At 44.5% G+C, this 18,812-nt stretch carries 16 protein-coding genes and 1 tRNA gene; 3 read left to right on the forward strand and 14 right to left on the reverse strand.

Features of this window, described 5'->3' with window-relative positions; genetic code table 11:
- Positions 1 to 451: 451 nt before the first annotated feature.
- The 7 genes from DWU89_RS14785 to panC form a co-directional block, all read right to left on the reverse strand.
- Positions 452 to 525 (reverse strand) — tRNA-His (locus tag DWU89_RS14785).
- Between the two features lie 88 nt (positions 526 to 613).
- Complete coding sequence (locus tag DWU89_RS14790; RefSeq protein ID WP_244205922.1) at positions 614 to 1,711, reverse strand: CapA family protein; 1,098 nt, start codon at positions 1,709 to 1,711, stop codon at positions 614 to 616.
- A gap of 67 nt (positions 1,712 to 1,778) precedes the next feature.
- On the reverse strand, positions 1,779 to 2,675 hold the full coding sequence (gene folD / locus DWU89_RS14795) for a bifunctional methylenetetrahydrofolate dehydrogenase/methenyltetrahydrofolate cyclohydrolase FolD (RefSeq protein WP_115500408.1): 897 nt from the start codon (positions 2,673 to 2,675) through the stop codon (positions 1,779 to 1,781).
- A gap of 20 nt (positions 2,676 to 2,695) precedes the next feature.
- Positions 2,696 to 4,021 (reverse strand): signal recognition particle protein, encoded by a 1,326-nt coding sequence (gene ffh / locus DWU89_RS14800; RefSeq protein WP_115500409.1) that lies wholly within the window; start codon positions 4,019 to 4,021, stop codon positions 2,696 to 2,698.
- 100 nt (positions 4,022 to 4,121) lie between these two features.
- Positions 4,122 to 5,444 (reverse strand): MATE family efflux transporter, encoded by a 1,323-nt coding sequence (locus tag DWU89_RS14805; RefSeq protein ID WP_115500410.1) that lies wholly within the window; start codon positions 5,442 to 5,444, stop codon positions 4,122 to 4,124.
- A gap of 103 nt (positions 5,445 to 5,547) precedes the next feature.
- The gene (panD, locus tag DWU89_RS14810) at positions 5,548 to 5,898 is read right to left on the reverse strand and encodes an aspartate 1-decarboxylase (RefSeq protein WP_115500411.1); all 351 of its coding nucleotides are present in this window, start codon (positions 5,896 to 5,898) and stop codon (positions 5,548 to 5,550) included.
- A 196-nt stretch (positions 5,899 to 6,094) separates the two neighbouring features.
- Complete coding sequence (panC, locus tag DWU89_RS14815; protein ID WP_115500412.1) at positions 6,095 to 6,934, reverse strand: pantoate--beta-alanine ligase; 840 nt, start codon at positions 6,932 to 6,934, stop codon at positions 6,095 to 6,097.
- Positions 6,935 to 7,033: 99 nt separating this feature from the next.
- On the opposite strand from panC, the gene DWU89_RS14820 reads away from it, so the two are divergent.
- The gene (locus DWU89_RS14820; protein WP_115500413.1) at positions 7,034 to 7,852 is read left to right on the forward strand and encodes a glycogen/starch synthase; all 819 of its coding nucleotides are present in this window, start codon (positions 7,034 to 7,036) and stop codon (positions 7,850 to 7,852) included.
- 10 nt (positions 7,853 to 7,862) lie between these two features.
- Complete coding sequence (locus DWU89_RS14825) at positions 7,863 to 9,242, forward strand: DUF4270 domain-containing protein (RefSeq protein ID WP_115500414.1); 1,380 nt, start codon at positions 7,863 to 7,865, stop codon at positions 9,240 to 9,242.
- A 78-nt stretch (positions 9,243 to 9,320) separates the two neighbouring features.
- Here the strand turns inward: DWU89_RS14825 and DWU89_RS14830 are convergent, their stop codons facing one another.
- From DWU89_RS14830 to DWU89_RS14840, 3 genes are read right to left on the reverse strand one after another with little or no spacing between them, the layout of a single operon-like run.
- Positions 9,321 to 10,625: a glycoside hydrolase family 57 protein gene (locus DWU89_RS14830; protein ID WP_115500415.1), complete on the reverse strand. Its 1,305-nt coding sequence runs from the start codon at positions 10,623 to 10,625 to the stop codon at positions 9,321 to 9,323.
- A 30-nt stretch (positions 10,626 to 10,655) separates the two neighbouring features.
- The gene (locus tag DWU89_RS14835) at positions 10,656 to 11,918 is read right to left on the reverse strand and encodes a glycosyltransferase (RefSeq protein WP_115500416.1); all 1,263 of its coding nucleotides are present in this window, start codon (positions 11,916 to 11,918) and stop codon (positions 10,656 to 10,658) included.
- A gap of 11 nt (positions 11,919 to 11,929) precedes the next feature.
- Positions 11,930 to 13,864 carry a glycogen debranching enzyme N-terminal domain-containing protein gene (locus tag DWU89_RS14840; RefSeq protein WP_115500417.1) on the reverse strand — a complete coding sequence of 645 codons (1,935 nt, stop codon included), beginning with the start codon at positions 13,862 to 13,864 and terminating at the stop codon, positions 11,930 to 11,932.
- A 322-nt stretch (positions 13,865 to 14,186) separates the two neighbouring features.
- On the opposite strand from DWU89_RS14840, the gene DWU89_RS14845 reads away from it, so the two are divergent.
- Entirely contained in the window at positions 14,187 to 16,250 is a 2,064-nt protein-coding gene (locus DWU89_RS14845) for a M3 family metallopeptidase (RefSeq protein ID WP_115500418.1), read from the forward strand.
- On the opposite strand, the gene DWU89_RS14850 is transcribed toward DWU89_RS14845, so the two are convergent.
- The 4 genes from DWU89_RS14850 to DWU89_RS14865 are packed head-to-tail and all read right to left on the reverse strand — an operon-like array spanning position 16,237 to position 18,773.
- Entirely contained in the window at positions 16,237 to 16,908 is a 672-nt protein-coding gene (locus tag DWU89_RS14850) for a histidine phosphatase family protein (protein ID WP_115500419.1), read from the reverse strand. The genes DWU89_RS14845 and DWU89_RS14850 overlap by 14 nt on opposite strands.
- 7 nt (positions 16,909 to 16,915) lie before the next feature.
- Positions 16,916 to 17,680, reverse strand: a complete 765-nt coding sequence (gene cmr6, locus DWU89_RS14855) for a type III-B CRISPR module RAMP protein Cmr6 (RefSeq protein WP_115500420.1) — start codon at positions 17,678 to 17,680, stop codon at positions 16,916 to 16,918.
- A 1-nt stretch (position 17,681) separates the two neighbouring features.
- Positions 17,682 to 18,059: a type III-B CRISPR module-associated protein Cmr5 gene (locus DWU89_RS14860; protein ID WP_115500421.1), complete on the reverse strand. Its 378-nt coding sequence runs from the start codon at positions 18,057 to 18,059 to the stop codon at positions 17,682 to 17,684.
- A 12-nt stretch (positions 18,060 to 18,071) separates the two neighbouring features.
- Positions 18,072 to 18,773, reverse strand: a complete 702-nt coding sequence (locus DWU89_RS14865; RefSeq protein ID WP_115500422.1) for an RAMP superfamily CRISPR-associated protein — start codon at positions 18,771 to 18,773, stop codon at positions 18,072 to 18,074.
- Positions 18,774 to 18,812: the final 39 nt, after the last annotated feature.

Here is an 18,812-nt window from a genome sequence, read left to right on the forward strand (position 1 = left end):
AGGTTTTAATCTTTGTTATGTAAATTGAGTTTAGTTATAATTGTTTAATCTGTAAACTGATTTCAGGAAAGGTCACGCCAATCGTCCTCTATTGTATGTTACGGCTGTATTCCTTTTATGTCACAACTGTATTCCTTCTATGTTACGGTTGGATTTCTTTTGTTTCACAGCTGTGACATGAATAGCGGGTAGGTATGGAAGGGGCACACATTCCGCATCGCTCATTCTATCTGCCGGGTTATTCATTCCTTTACGGCACTATAAACCCATGAAGTACTGCAGACGACGCAGACAAACGCAGATCATTTATTGTTTTAAAAGAAAATAAGTCTGCGTTCCTCTGCGTAATCTGCGCCCGTCTGCGTCCCCAAGAAATATCGGGTGAGCCCTAAATCAGCTACCGATGAATGGACATAATAAAAAAGGCCATCCTTTTCAGGATAGCCTTACGGGTGAAAGATGGGGCTCGAACCCACGACCCTCGGAACCACAATCCGATGCTCTAACCAACTGAGCTACTCTCACCATGTTTATCTTAACGAACCACGTTTCCTTTAAGACGGTGCAAAGATAGATATTTTATTTTAAGTGCCAAACATTCCGGACACTTTTTTTAATCAAAAACATACTCATCAACCGCTTTATTGTTTCCATTTAGAAGCAAACGGGTATTCTTTACATACTTAATTAATGCTGAATCGACTGAAAAAGAGCCATTTTGATTCTTCTCCGACCAAGATGCCGCCGGAACGACCCGGATATCTTCTTTTCCCCGTTTATTTACATACCGGGAGGAATAAACCAATGAATATTGTGCGGAGGCAATATACCGGCGCAGCCCTTTCCGGCACAAGACTACTTTTACCATTGCACCTCCGTCCGTATGTTCCCGGCTCATGTTTGAGATAAAATTGCCTAATGAGTAGACGACCAAACGATCGGGGACGCCGTCCTCCCCTTTCCGAAGTTCCATAGGTTGGACGACATGCGGATGGCAACCGATAACCAAATCCACACCTTGCCCCAGCAACCAGTCTGCCAACCGGCGTTGTTCACGGGAAGGCATCTGCTCGTATTCCAATCCCCAATGCATATTGGCAATAATAAAGTCAGGATTAAAAAGTTTGGCTTCGACAATATCCGCTTCCATCACCTGTTTGTCGATATAGTTGACAATACGGGGCGTATCGACCGTCAGACCGTTGGTATCATAAGTATAATTAAGCATAATGATACGGAAATCCTTCTTGCGGAGCAGCATCGGATACGTACAATGCCGATGGCCACGATCCAGGAAAGTCCCGGTATGACGTATCTCGAGGGAATCCAGCATCCGGATAGTACGCACAAGTCCTCGTGTCCGCCTGTCAAGACAATGATTATTTGCTAACAGGAAGAAATCGAAACCCGCCTTCTGTAAAGCCAAAGCAAAGTCTTCCGGCGCACTGAAAGCGGGATAACCGCTATAAGGTCTCCCTCCCAACGGAACCTCAAAGTTCACGACAGCAATATCCGCAGCCTTCACCTCTTTCTCTATATTCGAAAAGTAACCGCTCAGATCAAAAGAATCTCCTTTCCGGGTATTATCGAGCTGTGTCTGGTGCATCATGGCATCCCCCGCAAACAAGATTGTCAGCGAGTCCTGGGCGGAGAGCGGCAGGCAACTAAAAAGGAATAAATAAACGACAAAGGAACAAATCTTATTCATCATAAGGCTTGTTCCTTTGCGATCCCGCGTCAAGCGCGGGAACAAGGTATGTCGAGGCAACCCCACTATATTATTTATAAATAGCTTTCTTCCCTGCCAGAAGGGTATTACGCATCAAAGAGATGATTGTCATCGGACCGACACCTCCCGGAACCGGCGTGATATAAGACGCTTTGGGAGCAACTTCGTCAAACTTGACATCGCCCGTCAGCTTAAAGCCGCTTTTACGGCTTGCATCCGGTACACGGGTCGTTCCGACATCAACAATCACAACGCCATCTTTCACCATATCGCCTTTCAGGAATTCAGGCACACCCAAAGCTACGATAATAATATCGGCACTCTGGCACATCTCTTTCAGGTTTTCCGAACGGCTGTGGCAGACAGTAACCGTGCAGTCACCCGGATAAGCCTTCTGCATCATCAGGGTTGCCATCGGCTTGCCCACGATATTGCTACGCCCTAAGACTACGCAATGTTTGCCGCGTGTCGGGATTTCATAACGGCGCAACAGTTCCAGAATACCGGCCGGAGTAGCCGACACGAAACAAGGAAGACCAATGGACATGCGTCCCACATTGATCGGATGGAAACCGTCCACATCTTTACGATAGTCGATCGCTTCGATGATCTTCTGTTCAGAGATATGCTTCGGCAAAGGAAGCTGCACGATGAATCCGTCCACATCGGGGTCGTTATTCAATTCGTCCACTTTGCGCAGAAGTTCTTCCTCGGTCACATCGCTTTCGTAACGGATCAGTGTCGACTTGAAACCGATCTCATTGCAGGTTTTCACCTTGCTGGCGACATACGTCTCGCTACCGCCGTCATGACCGACCAAAATAGCCGCCAAATGCGGAATCTTACCGCCTGCAGCCTTGATCTGAGCTACTTCTTCAGCCATCTCCTGCTTCATCTGGGCAGAAACAGCCTTTCCATCCAATAGTTTGTACTGTTGCTCTTCCATATTCTATTATCTTTTCGGATTTATCTTTTAAATGAAGGGAATTTCTTGCTTCCCGGTTTGGCGGCAGTCAGCATACGCATCATCTTACGCGTTTCGTCGAACTGCTTGATCAGCTTGTTCACTTCCTGGATGGTCGTGCCGCTACCCTTGGCGATACGCTGGCGGCGTGAACCGTTCAGGATAGCCGGATTGACACGTTCGTCCGGAGTCATGGAATAGATGATCGCTTCGATGCTCTTGAAAGCATTATCGTCGATATCCACATCTTTCAGGGCTTTGCCCACACCCGGAATCATGGATGCCAGTTCCTTCAGGTTACCCATCTTCTTGATCTGCTGTATCTGAGCGATGAAGTCATTAAAGTCGAACTGGTTCTTGGCAATCTTCTTCTGCAGGCGTTTGGCTTCTTCTTCGTCATACTGTTCCTGGGCACGTTCCACCAACGAAACGATATCACCCATGCCGAGGATACGGTCTGCCATACGTTCGGGATGGAAAATATCCAGCGCATCCATCTTTTCACCGGTTCCGACAAACTTGATCGGTTTGTCGACCACCGTACGGATAGAAAGGGCGGCACCACCGCGTGTATCACCATCGAGCTTGGTCAGGACAACGCCGTCGAAATCCAGGCGTTCGTTAAATTCCTTCGCCGTGTTGACAGCATCCTGTCCGGTCATGGAGTCGACCACGAACAAGGTCTCATCCGGCTGGATAGCGCTCTTGATAGCTGCGATCTCTTTCATCATCTGCTCGTCGATAGCCAGACGGCCGGCGGTATCGACAATCACCACATCGTTTCCTTTTGCACGTGCTTCGCGAATTGCGTTCATGGCGATCTCCACCGGATTCTTATTCTCCAGTTCCATGTAAACAGGCACGCCGACCTGTTCGCCGACCACGCGCAACTGCTCGATAGCGGCCGGACGATACACGTCGCAGGCAGCCAACAGCGGCTTCTTATTTTTCTTAGTCTTCAGCAAATTTGCCAGCTTACCCGTAAAGGTCGTTTTACCGGACCCTTGCAGACCGGACATCAGGATGATTGACGGATTACCCGCCAGTTCCAGTTCGGTAGCCGTCCCTCCCATCAGTTCGGCCAGTTCGTCATGCACGATCTTAACCATCAACTGGCTGGGCTTAACGGATGTAAGCACATTCTGTCCTAACGCCTTCACCTTCACCGTGTCGGTGAAACTCTTGGCCACTTTATAGTTTACGTCGGCGTCAAGTAATGCTTTACGTACATCTTTCAATGTTTCCGCCACATTGATTTCCGTAATCTTACCTTCACCCTTCAACAGTTTAAACGATCTGTCTAACCTTTCGCTTAAGTTCTCAAACATAATTCGTATGTATATTTATTTTATCTTCTATTCTTTGAATGAGGGGCAAAGGTAAGAAAAACTGATGAATAAAGCAGGAGATTGCCCGGACAAAATAGCTTCAGATTTTCTTATTCTGCCAGGAAGCTTTCTTCAGATAGACAACGCTTGACACCAACAGACCGGTATAATAAACAACCTCGGTCAGGAAGCAAATGGCTACCGGCAGATGCAAACGCATTCCCGCTACATATATAAACAAGGTATAAAAAACAAGCGTAACCAACTCCATGGTAAAGGCGGAACGCGTATTTCCCGTACCTGTCACCCCGTTAAATACGATATTGGCAACCGCCCCGATCAACAGAGCGCCGGAAATGACATAAAGCGAAGGCACAGACGCCTCGATCAAAGACGCGTCATTCGTATAAACCGACAGGATCGTAGACGGAATCAAACAGGTGACAGAAACAAACACCGCCATGATCCCCAACGAAATCCAGGTAATATGACGGATAATCGGTATCACCTGATCTTTATGACCCGCACCGATGCTGTTACTTACGAATGTATTCGTCGCCGTCGACAAGGAATTGACAGGAATCAACAAGACAATATAGACACTGCGGACAATATTCGCAACCGCCAGCTCCCGCTGTCCCAGATGTTCCACCGCCACGAAAAGCATGAAATAGGTACTAAGCGATATGAAATACTGCAACATCGTGAAGATGGAAATACCCAACACATGCCTCAGCAGCTTGACATCGAACGAACGGAACTGGTTCAAGGCATACTTCTTGATATCCACCGTCACCCGAGTATAAATCATATAAAACACAATCGAAACAGCCTCCGCCATCACCGACGCAATAGCCGCTCCCTTAATCCCTAATTCCGGAAATCCCCAATGTCCGAATATCAACAGATAGTCGAGCAAGACATTGGTCAGCGCCATCACAATCGCATTCAACGTCAACACCTTTGTGCGCGTAATACCGATGAACAAAGCACGGAACATCACATTCACAAAAGAGAAAAAGAAACCGAACACGCGCCAGTCCAGAAACTCTTCCGTAGCAGACAGAATCGTATCGGAAGAAATCAGTCCCCGCATAATATCACCCGCAAACAGACGGGACAACGTAAACATGACTGCCGCTAACGCAAGCAGGAAGAAGACGCCCTGTATCATCACCGGCCCGACTTCCCTGTAATTCCGCTCTCCATTGCGCCGGGCCATGATAATCTGCGACCCGGTACTGAAACCGAAAGCAATCGTAAAGGCACAGATATAGAACAAACCGCCCATCGCCGATGCGCCCAGTTCAACCTCGCCTACCCGCCCTAAAAACGCAGTATCTGTTACGTTGATAACATTCTGCGCTAAAAGGCTTAAAAAGATAGGATAACTTACATTCCAGATTTGTTTATTCGTGTACATACAGTTTATTTTCGAATGGGATGTTTATACTCATAAAAAAAGCCCGTCACATCAGACGAGCTTTTTCTATATGCTTTTGCATTTATTATCAGCTACCGATGTTTCATATCAGCCTATTTGTCGCCGTATCGGGGAACACAACAGACGGCTTAAATGTTTTCGCTTCCTCAAAATCCATCAGGGCATAAGACATGATGATGATGATATCGCCGGGCTGTGCCTTTCGTGCTGCCGCCCCGTTCAGGCAAACCATACCAGAGCCTCGTTTTCCTTTAATAATATAGGTCTCAAGGCGTTCGCCGTTATTGTTGTTCACAATAGATACTTTCTCGTTGGCAATCAGATTAGCGGCGTCCAACAAATCCTCATCGACCGTAATACTGCCGATATAATTCAAGTTGGCCTCCGTGACCGTCACCCGGTGAATCTTTGATTTAACTACTTCTATTAACATACGATATGAGTTATGATTCCAATTTCTGAATTATTTAGTTTCACTTGTTCCCCTTGCTTGAAACTTTTGTTTCACCAGCATGAAACTTTTGTTCCATAGGCATGAAACTGGAGTTTCATGGGCAGGAAACTATTGTTTCACTTATATGAAACTTTTATTTCGCAAGGAAAGCAAAAACATAATTCACAAGTCTATTTTAGTACTTAATATTATCTATCAGACGAACCTCTCCGCAATATACGGTAATACATCCCACGGGATAAGTCGTATCGGACCAGTTCCGGATGGATTCCATCGTGTAGCCATCTACAATCTCATAGTATTCCACCCGCATGACAGGATCGGCATTTATCGTATCGATAACATAATCTATCACCTCCTGCACACTCTTTTCGGGCGCAAAGTTAGTACTTTCTTTTAACGTACGAGCTATTAACGGTGCTTTTTGACGTTGTTCCGGCGTCAAACGTACATTCCGACTGCTTAAAGCCAGGCCGTCCGCCTCGCGTAAAATCGGACAGGCATTGATTTTCACCGGGATATCCAACTGTTTCACCATCGCGCGAATCACAGCAATCTGCTGGAAATCTTTTTCGCCGAAATAGGCATTATCCGGTTCGACCACATAAAAGAGCTTGCTCACAATCTGGGCGACCCCGTTAAAATGGCCGGGCCGACGCGCCCCTTCCATAACTGCCGACACCGTCCCGAAATCGAACGTACGGGTATCCGGCTCCGGATACATTTCTTCTGCCGACGGGGCAAACACATAGTCACAACCGGCCGGCTCTAACAAAGCGCAGTCCTGATCCAGCGTACGCGGATAAGTTTCAAGGTCATGCTTGTCGTTAAACTGGGTCGGATTAACAAAGACGCTGACCACACATACGTCGTTTTCCTTCACACAACGTTCGACCAGGCTCAGGTGTCCGTTGTGCAATGCCCCCATAGTGGGAACAAAGCCGATTTGCTTGTTATTACGCTTTTCTTCAGCGAGATAACTCTTTAATTCTTTAATACTGTTTACTATTTTCATCCCTTAGATGCTTATTGACGGTGCAAAGCAAATAAATAATTGCGGTAAATGAAAGAAATTTTGTATCTTTGTAGCGTCTTTATAAAACTAGTTTACAGAATGGATGCAAAAAAAATCTTGTTTATAGCTCAAGAAATAACACCCTACCTTCCCGAATCCGAGATTGCAACGATATGCAGAAACCTGCCGCAAGGCATACAGGAGCGCGGTCGTGAAATCAGGACTTTCATGCCTAAATTCGGCAGCATCAACGAGCGCCGTAACCAATTGCACGAAGTGATTCGCCTTTCGGGTATGAATCTTATCATTGATGATACCGACCACCCGTTGATTATAAAGGTAGCGTCCATTCAGGCAGCCCGCATGCAGGTATACTTCATTGACAATGAAGATTTCTTCCAAAGAAAACATACTATAAGCGATGATGATGGAAACGAATACGAGGATAACGACGACCGCTCGATCTTCTATGTTCGTGGTGTATTGGAAACAGTGAAAAAGCTCCGTTGGATACCCGACGTGATTCACTGTCATGGATGGATGTCAGCGCTAACAGCCCTGTACATCAAACGTATGTATGCCGACGATCCTTGCCTCAAAAATGCAAAGATTGTCTATTCTATTTATAACGATGACTTCAAAACACCGTTCAGAAAGGAATTTGCAAGCAAATTAAAGATGGATGGAGCCAAAGACAGCGACCTGAAAGGTATCAAGGCCGATACCAGCTTCACCGGACTGACAAAACTTGCCATTGATTTCGCTGACGGCGTGATACAGGGAAGTGAGACAATCAACCAGGATGTGTTGGATTATATCGCGACCAAAAAGAACACGCCGTTCCTGCCTTACCAGTCTCCGGATGTTTATATGGATAAATTCAACGAATTCTACGATGTCGTATTAGGCACAAAATAAATTTAGAGAAATGAAAATCAAGCTTTTTATACTTGGCCTGAGTCTCGGGATCTCGATCTTGAGCGGGTGTAATGATGAGTTGACGCAGGTAGGAACCGGTATCCAACCGGAGAATGACAGACCGCTGGTGCATGCGGACACATTCTACATGAAAGCAAGCACAATGCTTACGGATTCTGTTTATGCACGAACGACTTATGGTTCGTTGGGAGAAATCTACGATCCTTTATACGGCAACCTGAAATCCGATTTCATGTGCCAGTTCTACAGTCCGGAGAACTTCCGGTTCAGAGAAACTCCATATAATGGTAAAATAGACTCTGTTGAATTCAAAATATATTACAGCAGAAGCTGGACGGGTGATTCTCTTACGCCCATGCGTGTCCAACTCTATGAAGTTACGACACCGTTGACAAGGGATTTCTACACAAATATCGATCCCGGAAAGTATTGCAATATGCAGAAATCATTGGGCATGCAGACTTATACGGCACGTGATCTGGCCGTTTCCGACTCTCTTTGGAATGATAAAAACACCACATCCGGTGAATATACTTACTCGCCAAATGTGACCATCCGTATGCCACAGGAGCTCGGACAACGTTTCTATGAAGCGACAATCAACACACCGGAAGTCTTTAAGAATCAGAACACATTCAATGAATTCTTCCCGGGTATTTATGTAACAAACACGTACGGGACAGGAAATATCCTGAACATTGACGGTACCCAAATGAACATATTTTATAAATATGTAGTGAAAGGTTCTGCCGGCCAGGATTCAATCATACAAACAGCAGAAGTATTTAGCGCCACATCTGAAGTAATCCAGTTGAACCGCTTTAAGAATACCGACATGAGCCATCTCTTGGAACCGAACGACAGCATCGCTTATTTGAAGAGTCCGGCAGGTGTTTACACTCAACTGACCATTCCTGCACAGGATATCGCGCCTATCATTAAAGGCCGTATCGTCAGCAACTTCGCGCTTTCATTGAAAGCGCTTCCGCAGGAAGACTGGAAATATGCATTTGAAGCTCCTGCCAACCTGTTGATTTTGCCAAAGGATTCGGTTGATAGTTTCTTTAAAAGCAATAGTGTCGAAAATAGTATAACCTCTTTTAGAGCTCCATATACGGCTTCTACCCGAACTTATACATTTGGGAATATAGCAAAATTGCTCAAAGCTCACATCGAGAACTCTCCGGACGAGGACCTTGTTCTCAGTGTTATTCCGGTAGAACGCAGAGTAGGAAAGACTACAAACTATTACGGACAAACAAGTGATTATACCGTCGCTATCGAAAACTACTTGAAACCGTCCGGTGTTAAGTTGCGTATCGACAAAGATGCAATGGAAGTACGTGTTGTAACAATTGAATACAGATAAATCGACCTTACATTACAGACATAAAAAAACCGGGGTTTCCAGAAGGAAGCCCCGGTTTTTACTTTTACCACTTTACCTCTATTCAGCAGAAGCAGCTTTCTTTGCTACTTTTTTCTTGCATTTATCAAGTTCTTTCTGCAATTCCTCTATCTCTTCTCCCTGATTCTTGATTGTTGTCAACAGAGAATTCAGTTCTTCGTTTTCTATTGTTTCCGGGAATTCGGCATTCACACGAACGATAAAGTCCGACAAGACGTTCATATAGTTATTGAAAGCGTCATACGGATTGTCGTACGGACTGAATCCGGCACCGATATGCTTTGTACTCATGTAATAGAAATGGTCGCTGCTCTGCAGATAATACCAATCCTGGCGGATACGGCGGGTCTGCGACAGGCGTACGCGTTCGCCTATTTCATTCAGCTTGCGGAATGCCTCTTGCTGCAAAACATTACCCAACCAGGAACTGCAGTCTCTTTCTTCATCCACCCATGACATCGGGTAAGGAACAGAAATACAATCAACCGGTTTCATCAAAGCCAACACTTCCGAAGGAGTAGAGAAACCTATTCCCTTTTCAGCGGCAAAGCGAGGCAGTGCCTTGAAGAAGTCGAAGATTCCGGTTTCTGCCGGGTGCAGAGAACCTAACACCTCATAATTCATAAACAGATTGATAATCTGTTCGGAATCCGGAGTTGCAGCAATCCAGGATATATATTTATCAGCCGTCAGCGGATATTCATTCCAACTATAATTACTGAAACGGTCGGACAGGTCTTCACTGAAACGGTCGTTCTTCAACAGCAATTTCAATTTCGGTTCCGTGCAGGAAGAATAGACATAGTTCGGACTCTTCCATCCTAAGATGTGTTTAGCCCCTTCAGTCAACATTCCTTTATAACCCATTGCATAAACCATCTCCGAAATCTCGTCGGAATAGATCAGTTCCGTATTGCGGAACACCTTCGGTTTAACACCGAACAAACTCTTGATCTTATCTTCCTGTTTCTGTACCTGGTGTTTGAATTCAGCCGGGTCACCCAGAGAAGACAAAGAGTGAGCGTATGTTTCTGACAGGAATTCCACATTGCCGGTTGCAGCCAGTTCTTTAAAGCTGTCGATTACCTCCGGTGTATAGATTTCCATCTGTTCCAATGCCATTCCCGAAATAGAGAAAGCCACTTTAAACTTGCCGCCACTCGTTTTAATCATCTCCAGAATAGCCTTATTAGCCGGCAAATAGCAGCGTTCGGCTATACGGCGGATAATTTCTTCATTCTGGAAATCATCATAATAATAATGATCGTTGCCGATGTCGAAGAAACGGTATCTTTTAAGACGGAACGGCTGATGTATCTGAAAATAAAAGCAGATCGTTTTCATAATATCTTATTTTTTTATTTTTTCTTGTCGTTACTTATTCAATACTTGATCATAGATGCGGCGAACCTTTTGTCCGGCATATTCCCATTTAATATTGTCCACCTCTTTCTTACCTTCCTCTTGCAGGAACTTATGCATGGCGGGATAGGTAATAATGGCGTACATGGCATCTGCCAACGCCTCGATATCCCAATAATCTACCTTCACTGCATAATCAAGAATCTCGGCACAACCGGATTGCTTGGAAATGATGGAAGGCACACCGCACTGCATCGCTTCGAGCGGAGAAATACCAAACGGTTCGGAAACAGAAGGCATCACATATACATCACTGGCTTTCAACACCTCGTACACCTGTTTACCTTTCATAAACCCGGTGAAGTGGAAACGGTCCGAAATATTACGCATCGCCGCCAGGTTGATCATCTGATCCATCATGTCGCCGCTACCGGCCATCACGAAACGGGCATGCGGGGCTTTCGCCAACACCTTGGCAGCTGCTTCCACAAAGTATTCAGGTCCTTTCTGCATTGTAATACGTCCCAAGAAGGTGATCACTTTATCTTTCACACCCTTTTTATCCTGGATGGACAAAATCTCCTGACTTAGCGGTTCAACGGCATTATGCACAGTCGTCACCTTTGACGGGTCCTGATGATATTTTTCGATCACCGTCTGCCGGGTCAGGTTACTTACCGTAATAATATGGTCCGCATTATCCATACCGTTCTTTTCGATGGCATACACATCCGGGTTCACATTCCCGCGGCTGCGGTCATAGTCGGTTGCATGCACATGGATCACGAGAGGCTTACCACTCACATTCTTGGCATGAATACCGGCCGGATAAGTCAGCCAGTCGTGCGCATGAATAATGTCATACTGTTCCGTACGGGCCACAACGCCGGCGACGATCGAATAGTTGTTGATCTCTTCCAGCAAGTTATCAGGATAGCGCCCGGAAAACTCCATGCATCCCAAGTCATTTACATGCCTGTAACTGAAGTCTGCATAAATATGGTCACGAAGATCATAATATTTCTGCGGATCCATGTATTTCGACAGTCGTTCTCTGACATAATCCATCTGGACATCACGCCATACGATCGGGACGTTGCACATCCCTATTATCTTCAGGAAACTCTGGTCTTCATCGCCCCAGGGCTTCGGTATACAAAAAGTTATATCCATATCCGGCTGCATAGCCATTCCACGTGTAAGACCAAAACTGGCCGTACCCAGACCTCCCAGGATATGAGGAGGGAATTCCCATCCAAACATTAATGCTTTCATATGGTACTGTTTTATTCGGCATTATACATCTTCAACAAATCCACTACCCGGAGGATAGCAGCCACATTCATTGCAAACGAGATAGCTCCTCTACCCGTAAACGGAGGGTTACCATCAAACAATTCAGGAATTGTCCCGATACAATGCAATGACATTTCCTCCTCCATGCTTATCAGCATACGTTCGGCGAAAGGCACCCCGCCTTTTCCAAACACACGGAGATAAGCCTCCAGATAAGCTCCCAGCAACCACGGCCACGCCGTACCTTGATGATAAGCTAAATCCCGCTCATATTGCGGCCCGACATAATATGGTTTATATCCTCCACTTTTCGGACTCAGAGAGCGTAACCCCTTAGGCGTCAACAACTCTTTCGTCACAATATCCAACACTGACCGTTTCTGCATTCTCGTCAATGGAGAATAAGTCAGCGCAACAGCAAAGATCATATTCGGACGGACACTCCAGTCAACCGTTGAACCGCTAACCGAATCAAACAAGTAATTATACCCGTTTATGAATGTTTCGGGGAACGATTTATCCAGCGCCTTGATAATTTTGTCATACTTCTCAACCGGTGCACCACCGACCAGTTCCGTATAGAAACAAAGGGCATTATACCAAAGAGAGTTGAATTCTACAATATAACCGGAACGGGACACCACTGGTTTTCCGTTAATAGTGGAGTTCATCCAGGTTATCGCTTTATCACGGCCATTTGCAAAAAGCAAACCGTTATCCATCAACTTCATATCCGGATGTTTCTGGCCGGAAATATATTCCAGTATTTCATGTACGAAATCGGCATACAACTCACGGGCCTTTTCCACGCCGACAGCTTTTGCATACTGTTGGATAGCCCAGATTGCCCATAAAGGCACATCCGGATGTTCCAACTCCCGGATCACAGGATCTAAACTATTCTGCGACATGAAGGCACGCAATGCAGGCACAGCCGTACTCATGATTTTCTCAAAGCGGACAGGGTCGTCGATAGACAAGGTACAACCCGGCAAAGCAACGAACAAATCTCTTGCACGGACTTTAAACCAAGGATAGCCGGCCAGCAAATAAGCATCGTCTTCTTTCGGACGGAAATAGAACTGCTGCGCCGAGTTTTTCAGGCAGTTGAAAAAGCTGGTACGCGGCGTACGGGCATCGACCTCCTGTTCATACAAACTTTTCAGGCGGGTCGTCGTGACAGCACTGTCGCCTGCACTGAAAATAATCGATTCCCCTTTCTTGATCGGGACTTCAAAGTAACCGGGCACATACAAGTCTTCCTGATACGGATATCCCCGCTCCTGTTCTTTCGGATATTCTATTCCAAAATACCAATTCGGCTCATACACAAATTTCACTTTCTTGTTGAATTGCATATAAAGCTCGGGATATCCGGGATACATACAAGTCTTGATACCATTCGTAACCTCTTCAAAACTCTGATTCACATTCCCATTCGCCTGTGTCAGGGATTTTACACTACGGAAAGCCAGAAACGGGCGGAAACGCAAGGTTGTCGCCGAATGGGCATCTTCCAAAGTGTACTTGATCATGATACGGTTTTCATACAGGGAAAAGACCTTTTCCTTCGAGAAGATAACGCCACCGACACGATAAACGGTCCGGGGCACTGTTTCCGAACTATATTCACGAATATATTTATGTCCCTTCGGGCTAAAGTTATTGCCCTGATACTTATGTAATCCAAGATTAAATTCCGCGCCATGCTGAATAACCGTTTCATCCATAGACGACAGCAACACGTGGTTGTCGTCATCTATTGCAGGAACAGGCATTACCAGCAGTCCGTGGTATTTTCTTGTATTACAATCAACGACAGTTGTACAATGATAGGCCCCCTTTCGGTTTGTTCGGAGGACTTCACGGGTCAAAGACTCCTCCAAATTTATCATGACTGTCTTGTCAAATTTAAGATAACTCATACTTTATATTTGGTTTTAAGTTTATGCTTTAACGTGATAATAAATAAATCGGTTTTATATTCTGACCAAAAGTATCACTTAAAAAATAAAAAAACAAATTTGCTTTCATATTTATTTAGAAATTACATTTTTTACTATTTCAGAACAGTTTGATAAATAATTTGTTACGCTTTAGGACTTATCACTATATGTGTTGTCAAACACATGCAAGGTTGTTAAAAACTGCCAAATGCACCAATTTCAGAAAGCCCGAAAATCAAGACATTTTTATTTACCGATTATTCCGTACCTTTGTTATATAAATATGATAACACCAAAGAATATGAAGCAAAATAGCGAAAATCCCTTTTTCGGGACTTACCAGACACCTTTCGGGACTCCCCCGTTCGATCAAATCAAAACAGCTCATTACGAACCGGCTTTCGATGAAGGCATCCGGCAATTGGATGAAGAAATCCGAGGCATAGCCGATAATCCGGAACCGCCGACTTTCGAGAATACGATTGTCGCGTTGGAACGAAGCGGCAGGCTACTGGATAAGGTCAGTTCCGCCTTTTTCAATGTGCTGAATGCTGAAGCGGACGACGAAATGATGGAAATTTCACAACGGGTATCCCCCAAGTTGTCGGATAGCTCCAATAATATTTACCTGAACGAAAAACTGTTTACACGGGTAAAAAGCATCTACGGGCAGAAAGAGATGTTGCATCTATCAACGGAAGATGCCCGCCTGCTGGAAGAAACATTCGAGGCTTTTTCCGTACGTGGTGCCGCCCTCAACCCGGAAGACAAGGAAAAATACCGCAAACTTAGCTCTGAACTGAGCCGGCTCTCCCTGACATTCGATCAGAATGCGCTAAAAGATAAAAACCGCTACGAGCTGCTCCTGACAAAAGAAGAAGAGCTGGAAGGCCTTCCCGAAAGCATACGGGAAGCGGCTGCGCTCCGGGCCAAAGAGAAAGGAAAGGCCGGATGGATGTTCAACCTTTCGGCTCCCAGCTATATGCCTTTCATGCGCTATTCGGCTTTGCGGGAATTACGTGAAAAGATGTACCGGGAATACATGAGCGTCGGTAACAAAGGGGACGGATACGACAACAAAGAGATTATCCGGAAAATCGTCAATATCCGGTTGGAAATCGCCCGCCTGATGGGTTACACGAATTATGCAGACTACAAATTAAAACACACGATGGCCAAGACACCCGCGCGCGTCTACAAGCTGCTCAACGAACTGCTGGAGGCTTACAAACCGGTTGCCGTCAACGAATATAGCGCCATACAAGGCTTTGCTTTAGGGACTGAAAAAGAAAACATGAGCGTTATGCCCTGGGACTGGAGTTATTATTCCGAGAAGCTGAAAGACATCCGTTTCAAGGTGAACGACGAAATGACGCGTCCTTATTTCGAACTGGGCAACGTGAAAAAGGGCGTATTCGGGTTAGCGACTCAATTATACGGCATCACATTCAAAGAAAATAAAGAGATACCGGTCTATCATCCGGAAGTGGATGCATACGAAGTGTACGATGCGGACGGCCAGTTCCTTTCCATATTATATACGGACTTCCATCCGCGCGACGGTAAACAATCGGGCGCCTGGATGAACAACGTAAAGGAACAATACCGCGAAGGGGACGGAAGCGACAGCCGCCCGCAGATCATTATCGTGATGAACTTCACCCGTCCGACCGAGACAAAGCCGTCCTTATTGACCTTCGACGAAGTCAACACATTGCTGCACGAGTTCGGACACGCCCTGCACGGTATGTTTGCGAAAGGGTCCTATGCAAGCCTTTCCGGAACGAATGTCTATCGCGACTTCGTGGAACTGCCTTCCCAACTGATGGAAAACTGGCTGACGGAAAAAGAATTCCTCGACCAGATCGCCGTCCACTACCAGACCGGAGAAAAGATTCCGCAGGAATTAGTACAAAAACTGGTCGATGCCGCCAACTTTAACGTAGGATACGCTTGTTGCCGCCAACTGAGCTTCGGTTTTCTGGATATGGCCTGGCATACACGTACGGAGCCGTTTGAAGGCGACGTGATCGCATTCGAGAAAGAAGCATGGAAACAAATCGTCATCGTCCCGGAAGTTCCCGGCACCCTGATGAGCAGCAGCTTCGGGCATATCTTTTCCGGAGGTTACTCCGCCGGATACTACGGTTATAAATGGGCGGAAGTCCTGGATGCCGATGCTTTCTCCCTGTTCAAAGAAAACGGTATCTTCAACCGGGAAACCGCCCGCTCCTTCCGCGAAAACATCCTGGAAAAAGGCGGCACGGAAGACCCGGACGTCCTCTACAAACGCTTCCGGGGAAAGGAGCCGGGAATCGAGGCGCTGCTGAGGAGGAATGGGATAAAGAGCATTACAGTCGAATAGGCCTGCTTCTTAATACCGCAGTCTTATCCAGTTCCAATGGAGTTACCAATTCATACTCATCTGTTTGTTTATTCAATTCCAAAATCACCAACTCTCCATTTTTAGGAGATAGCATTTGTTCGAATTCTTCTACTGTAAGATGGAACCAGCGCATGATAAACAAACGAATAGCAAGAGAATGAGTTACTAACACACAGTTCCTCGGGTAATCGTCACTTACAAAATCACGATGGAGAGAGCCTAACAGATCATTAATACGATCATATACATCTGTACCGGCCTCTCCTCCCGGGAAACGATAATAAAATATTCCATATTCTTTTCGCTCCCGTTTCAGTTGTTGCAACTCTCCATAAGTTCGTAAATATCCCCATTCCTGTTCACGCAACCGCGGTTCTTCATTATATCCGAATTGTTTCCGTGGAAAGCTACGTGCTATATTTTCAAAAGTCGAACGTGTTCTCCAAAAAGGAGAAACATAGAAATATATCGATTCGTCCTTTACCAACTCTTTCAATTTTTCCCCAGCCTTCAACGCTTGCCGGATTCCATTTTCAGTCAATTCAATAGTATAATCCGGCTCTGTAGCGAATTTACTCTCGTCTGTATTGGCGTGGCATTCACCGTGACGGATGAGGATGATGCGATCTGGTTTCATAATAATACTATTTTACTAATACGCTCAAAAACTGCCCATACCCTACATTCGTTTTAGCACCAATACCGACAGTTTCCAAAATATCTTTGAATAGATTCAATTTTTCACCTGAACTATACGTTTTTCCATTAACCTTACACTTTGATTCATGCAATCTAAACCTGAACTCAATCTTACATCCAGAAGCAATTTTCAACATTGTGATAGGAATAGGCTCTTTTAAAGGTCCCCCAGTATGAGGAGTAATGGCATCTTCTTCAAGAAAATGCTTTTTTTTATTTGGTTCTACTATTACAGCATCAAAAAAAATATCACGTTTATAAATAGATATATGAGTTCCATCTCTTCTTACTCCATCAAATATCTCTTTCTTCAACACTTTTCCTTCTTCTTCCGGTATTCCCTCTTTAGCACAAAAATCTTCAAAATAACTCTTCAACACACCTTTAACAGACGAACCATAAACAACAGGCATACCGGTAGTATAATCGAAATGCATACCCAAATTGAATGCCCCCTTCAAATTTTTGGAACTATGCTCCAACCCAATACCTGTCACCAAACCAGGATAAGCAATTTTCGTCAGCAGACAGTTCGAACAAATCTCTAACTTCTTTATTTCCTCCAATTCAGCTTCTTTAATTGCCTTATTCATATTTTGAATATATTTTTGGCTAATATCATCCGGCTTTCCTCTCCTTCTTAGCACATAATCAAAATTGACCTCTTTATAATAATCTTGATAAAAAAGTTTGCCTATATTCTGTTTCATATCATCCCAATTTATAAGTTCTTATCACCTGTTTCAAAGCAACAGAGCAATTGATTATTTCCGTTTTCATTTCCTCTGTCGTTGAAGCTAATATATTCCTAACCAACGATTCCAAATCATCATATCCTAACATTCTGGCAATCACCTCCAATAAACATCTCCGATGCGCTTCTCCTTGCTTCGGCTCATCTTGATAATATACAGCAATGGTTGGTTTCAAACCTATCATTAGGATAGATACTCCCAATGCGGATATTTGACCATTATAACTTTCATATATAGTTTTCGAAGAACGATCCTTAAATAATGGGCATTGTTCCCATTCTTGGAGAATCCGTTCGGCCAATTCCATCAATTCTTTATTTGTATCCTTATCCATAACAATATGCTTTTATAGTTTAACAAATTTACAATACCCATAACCGATGGTTGCATTTGCTCCAATCTGGACGATCTTTCCGTCTAACACATCCAAGTCATCCTGATTTGGAGTAGCAATAATAACAGCCAATACAGACTTAGACGGAAGCACTTGCTCATACCACAAATTTACGCTTTCGCCGTTATCCAGGCAGTTACGAGCAATAATCGGTAATGATTCATCACTGCAAAGGTTATTAAAATCATCTTTGGAGGTAGATTTTTTAGTTCCAGAAAACAGTTCATTTAGCTTTGACTCAATCTTCTCTTTCCCGCCATCAAAACCTAAAACTTTTGTCTTTTCTACAAAATCATTAATTACTCCATCACTGTAAACCAGCCGATACACTTCATTTGTATTGTCAGTATTTGGTTCTGGTATACAAAGTAAATTTGCATCAAAAAATATCGCACCTCCTTTTTGGGTATCTGATGTTTTACCATTCTTTATAGAACCAAACAAACTCACTATTTTTTTCTCATCAAAATGAAGTTCTTCTGTCAAAAATTCTTTTACAGCCCCTTTCAACGAACTGGAATTAATGCACGGCAATAAAGTGGTAACATCACGCTGAATTGCTTTATCAATTACATCAAAACTAACAACACTCTCATTTCCTACATGTAAATTAGTCTGGGGAATAATCAGCCAGACTGTAGCTTTTTTGTTCATATCATTTATTTTTGTTTGATTTTACGATACTTGTTATAT

The sequence above is a fragment of the Parabacteroides acidifaciens genome, assembly GCF_003363715.1.
Taxonomy (GTDB): domain Bacteria; phylum Bacteroidota; class Bacteroidia; order Bacteroidales; family Tannerellaceae; genus Parabacteroides; species Parabacteroides acidifaciens.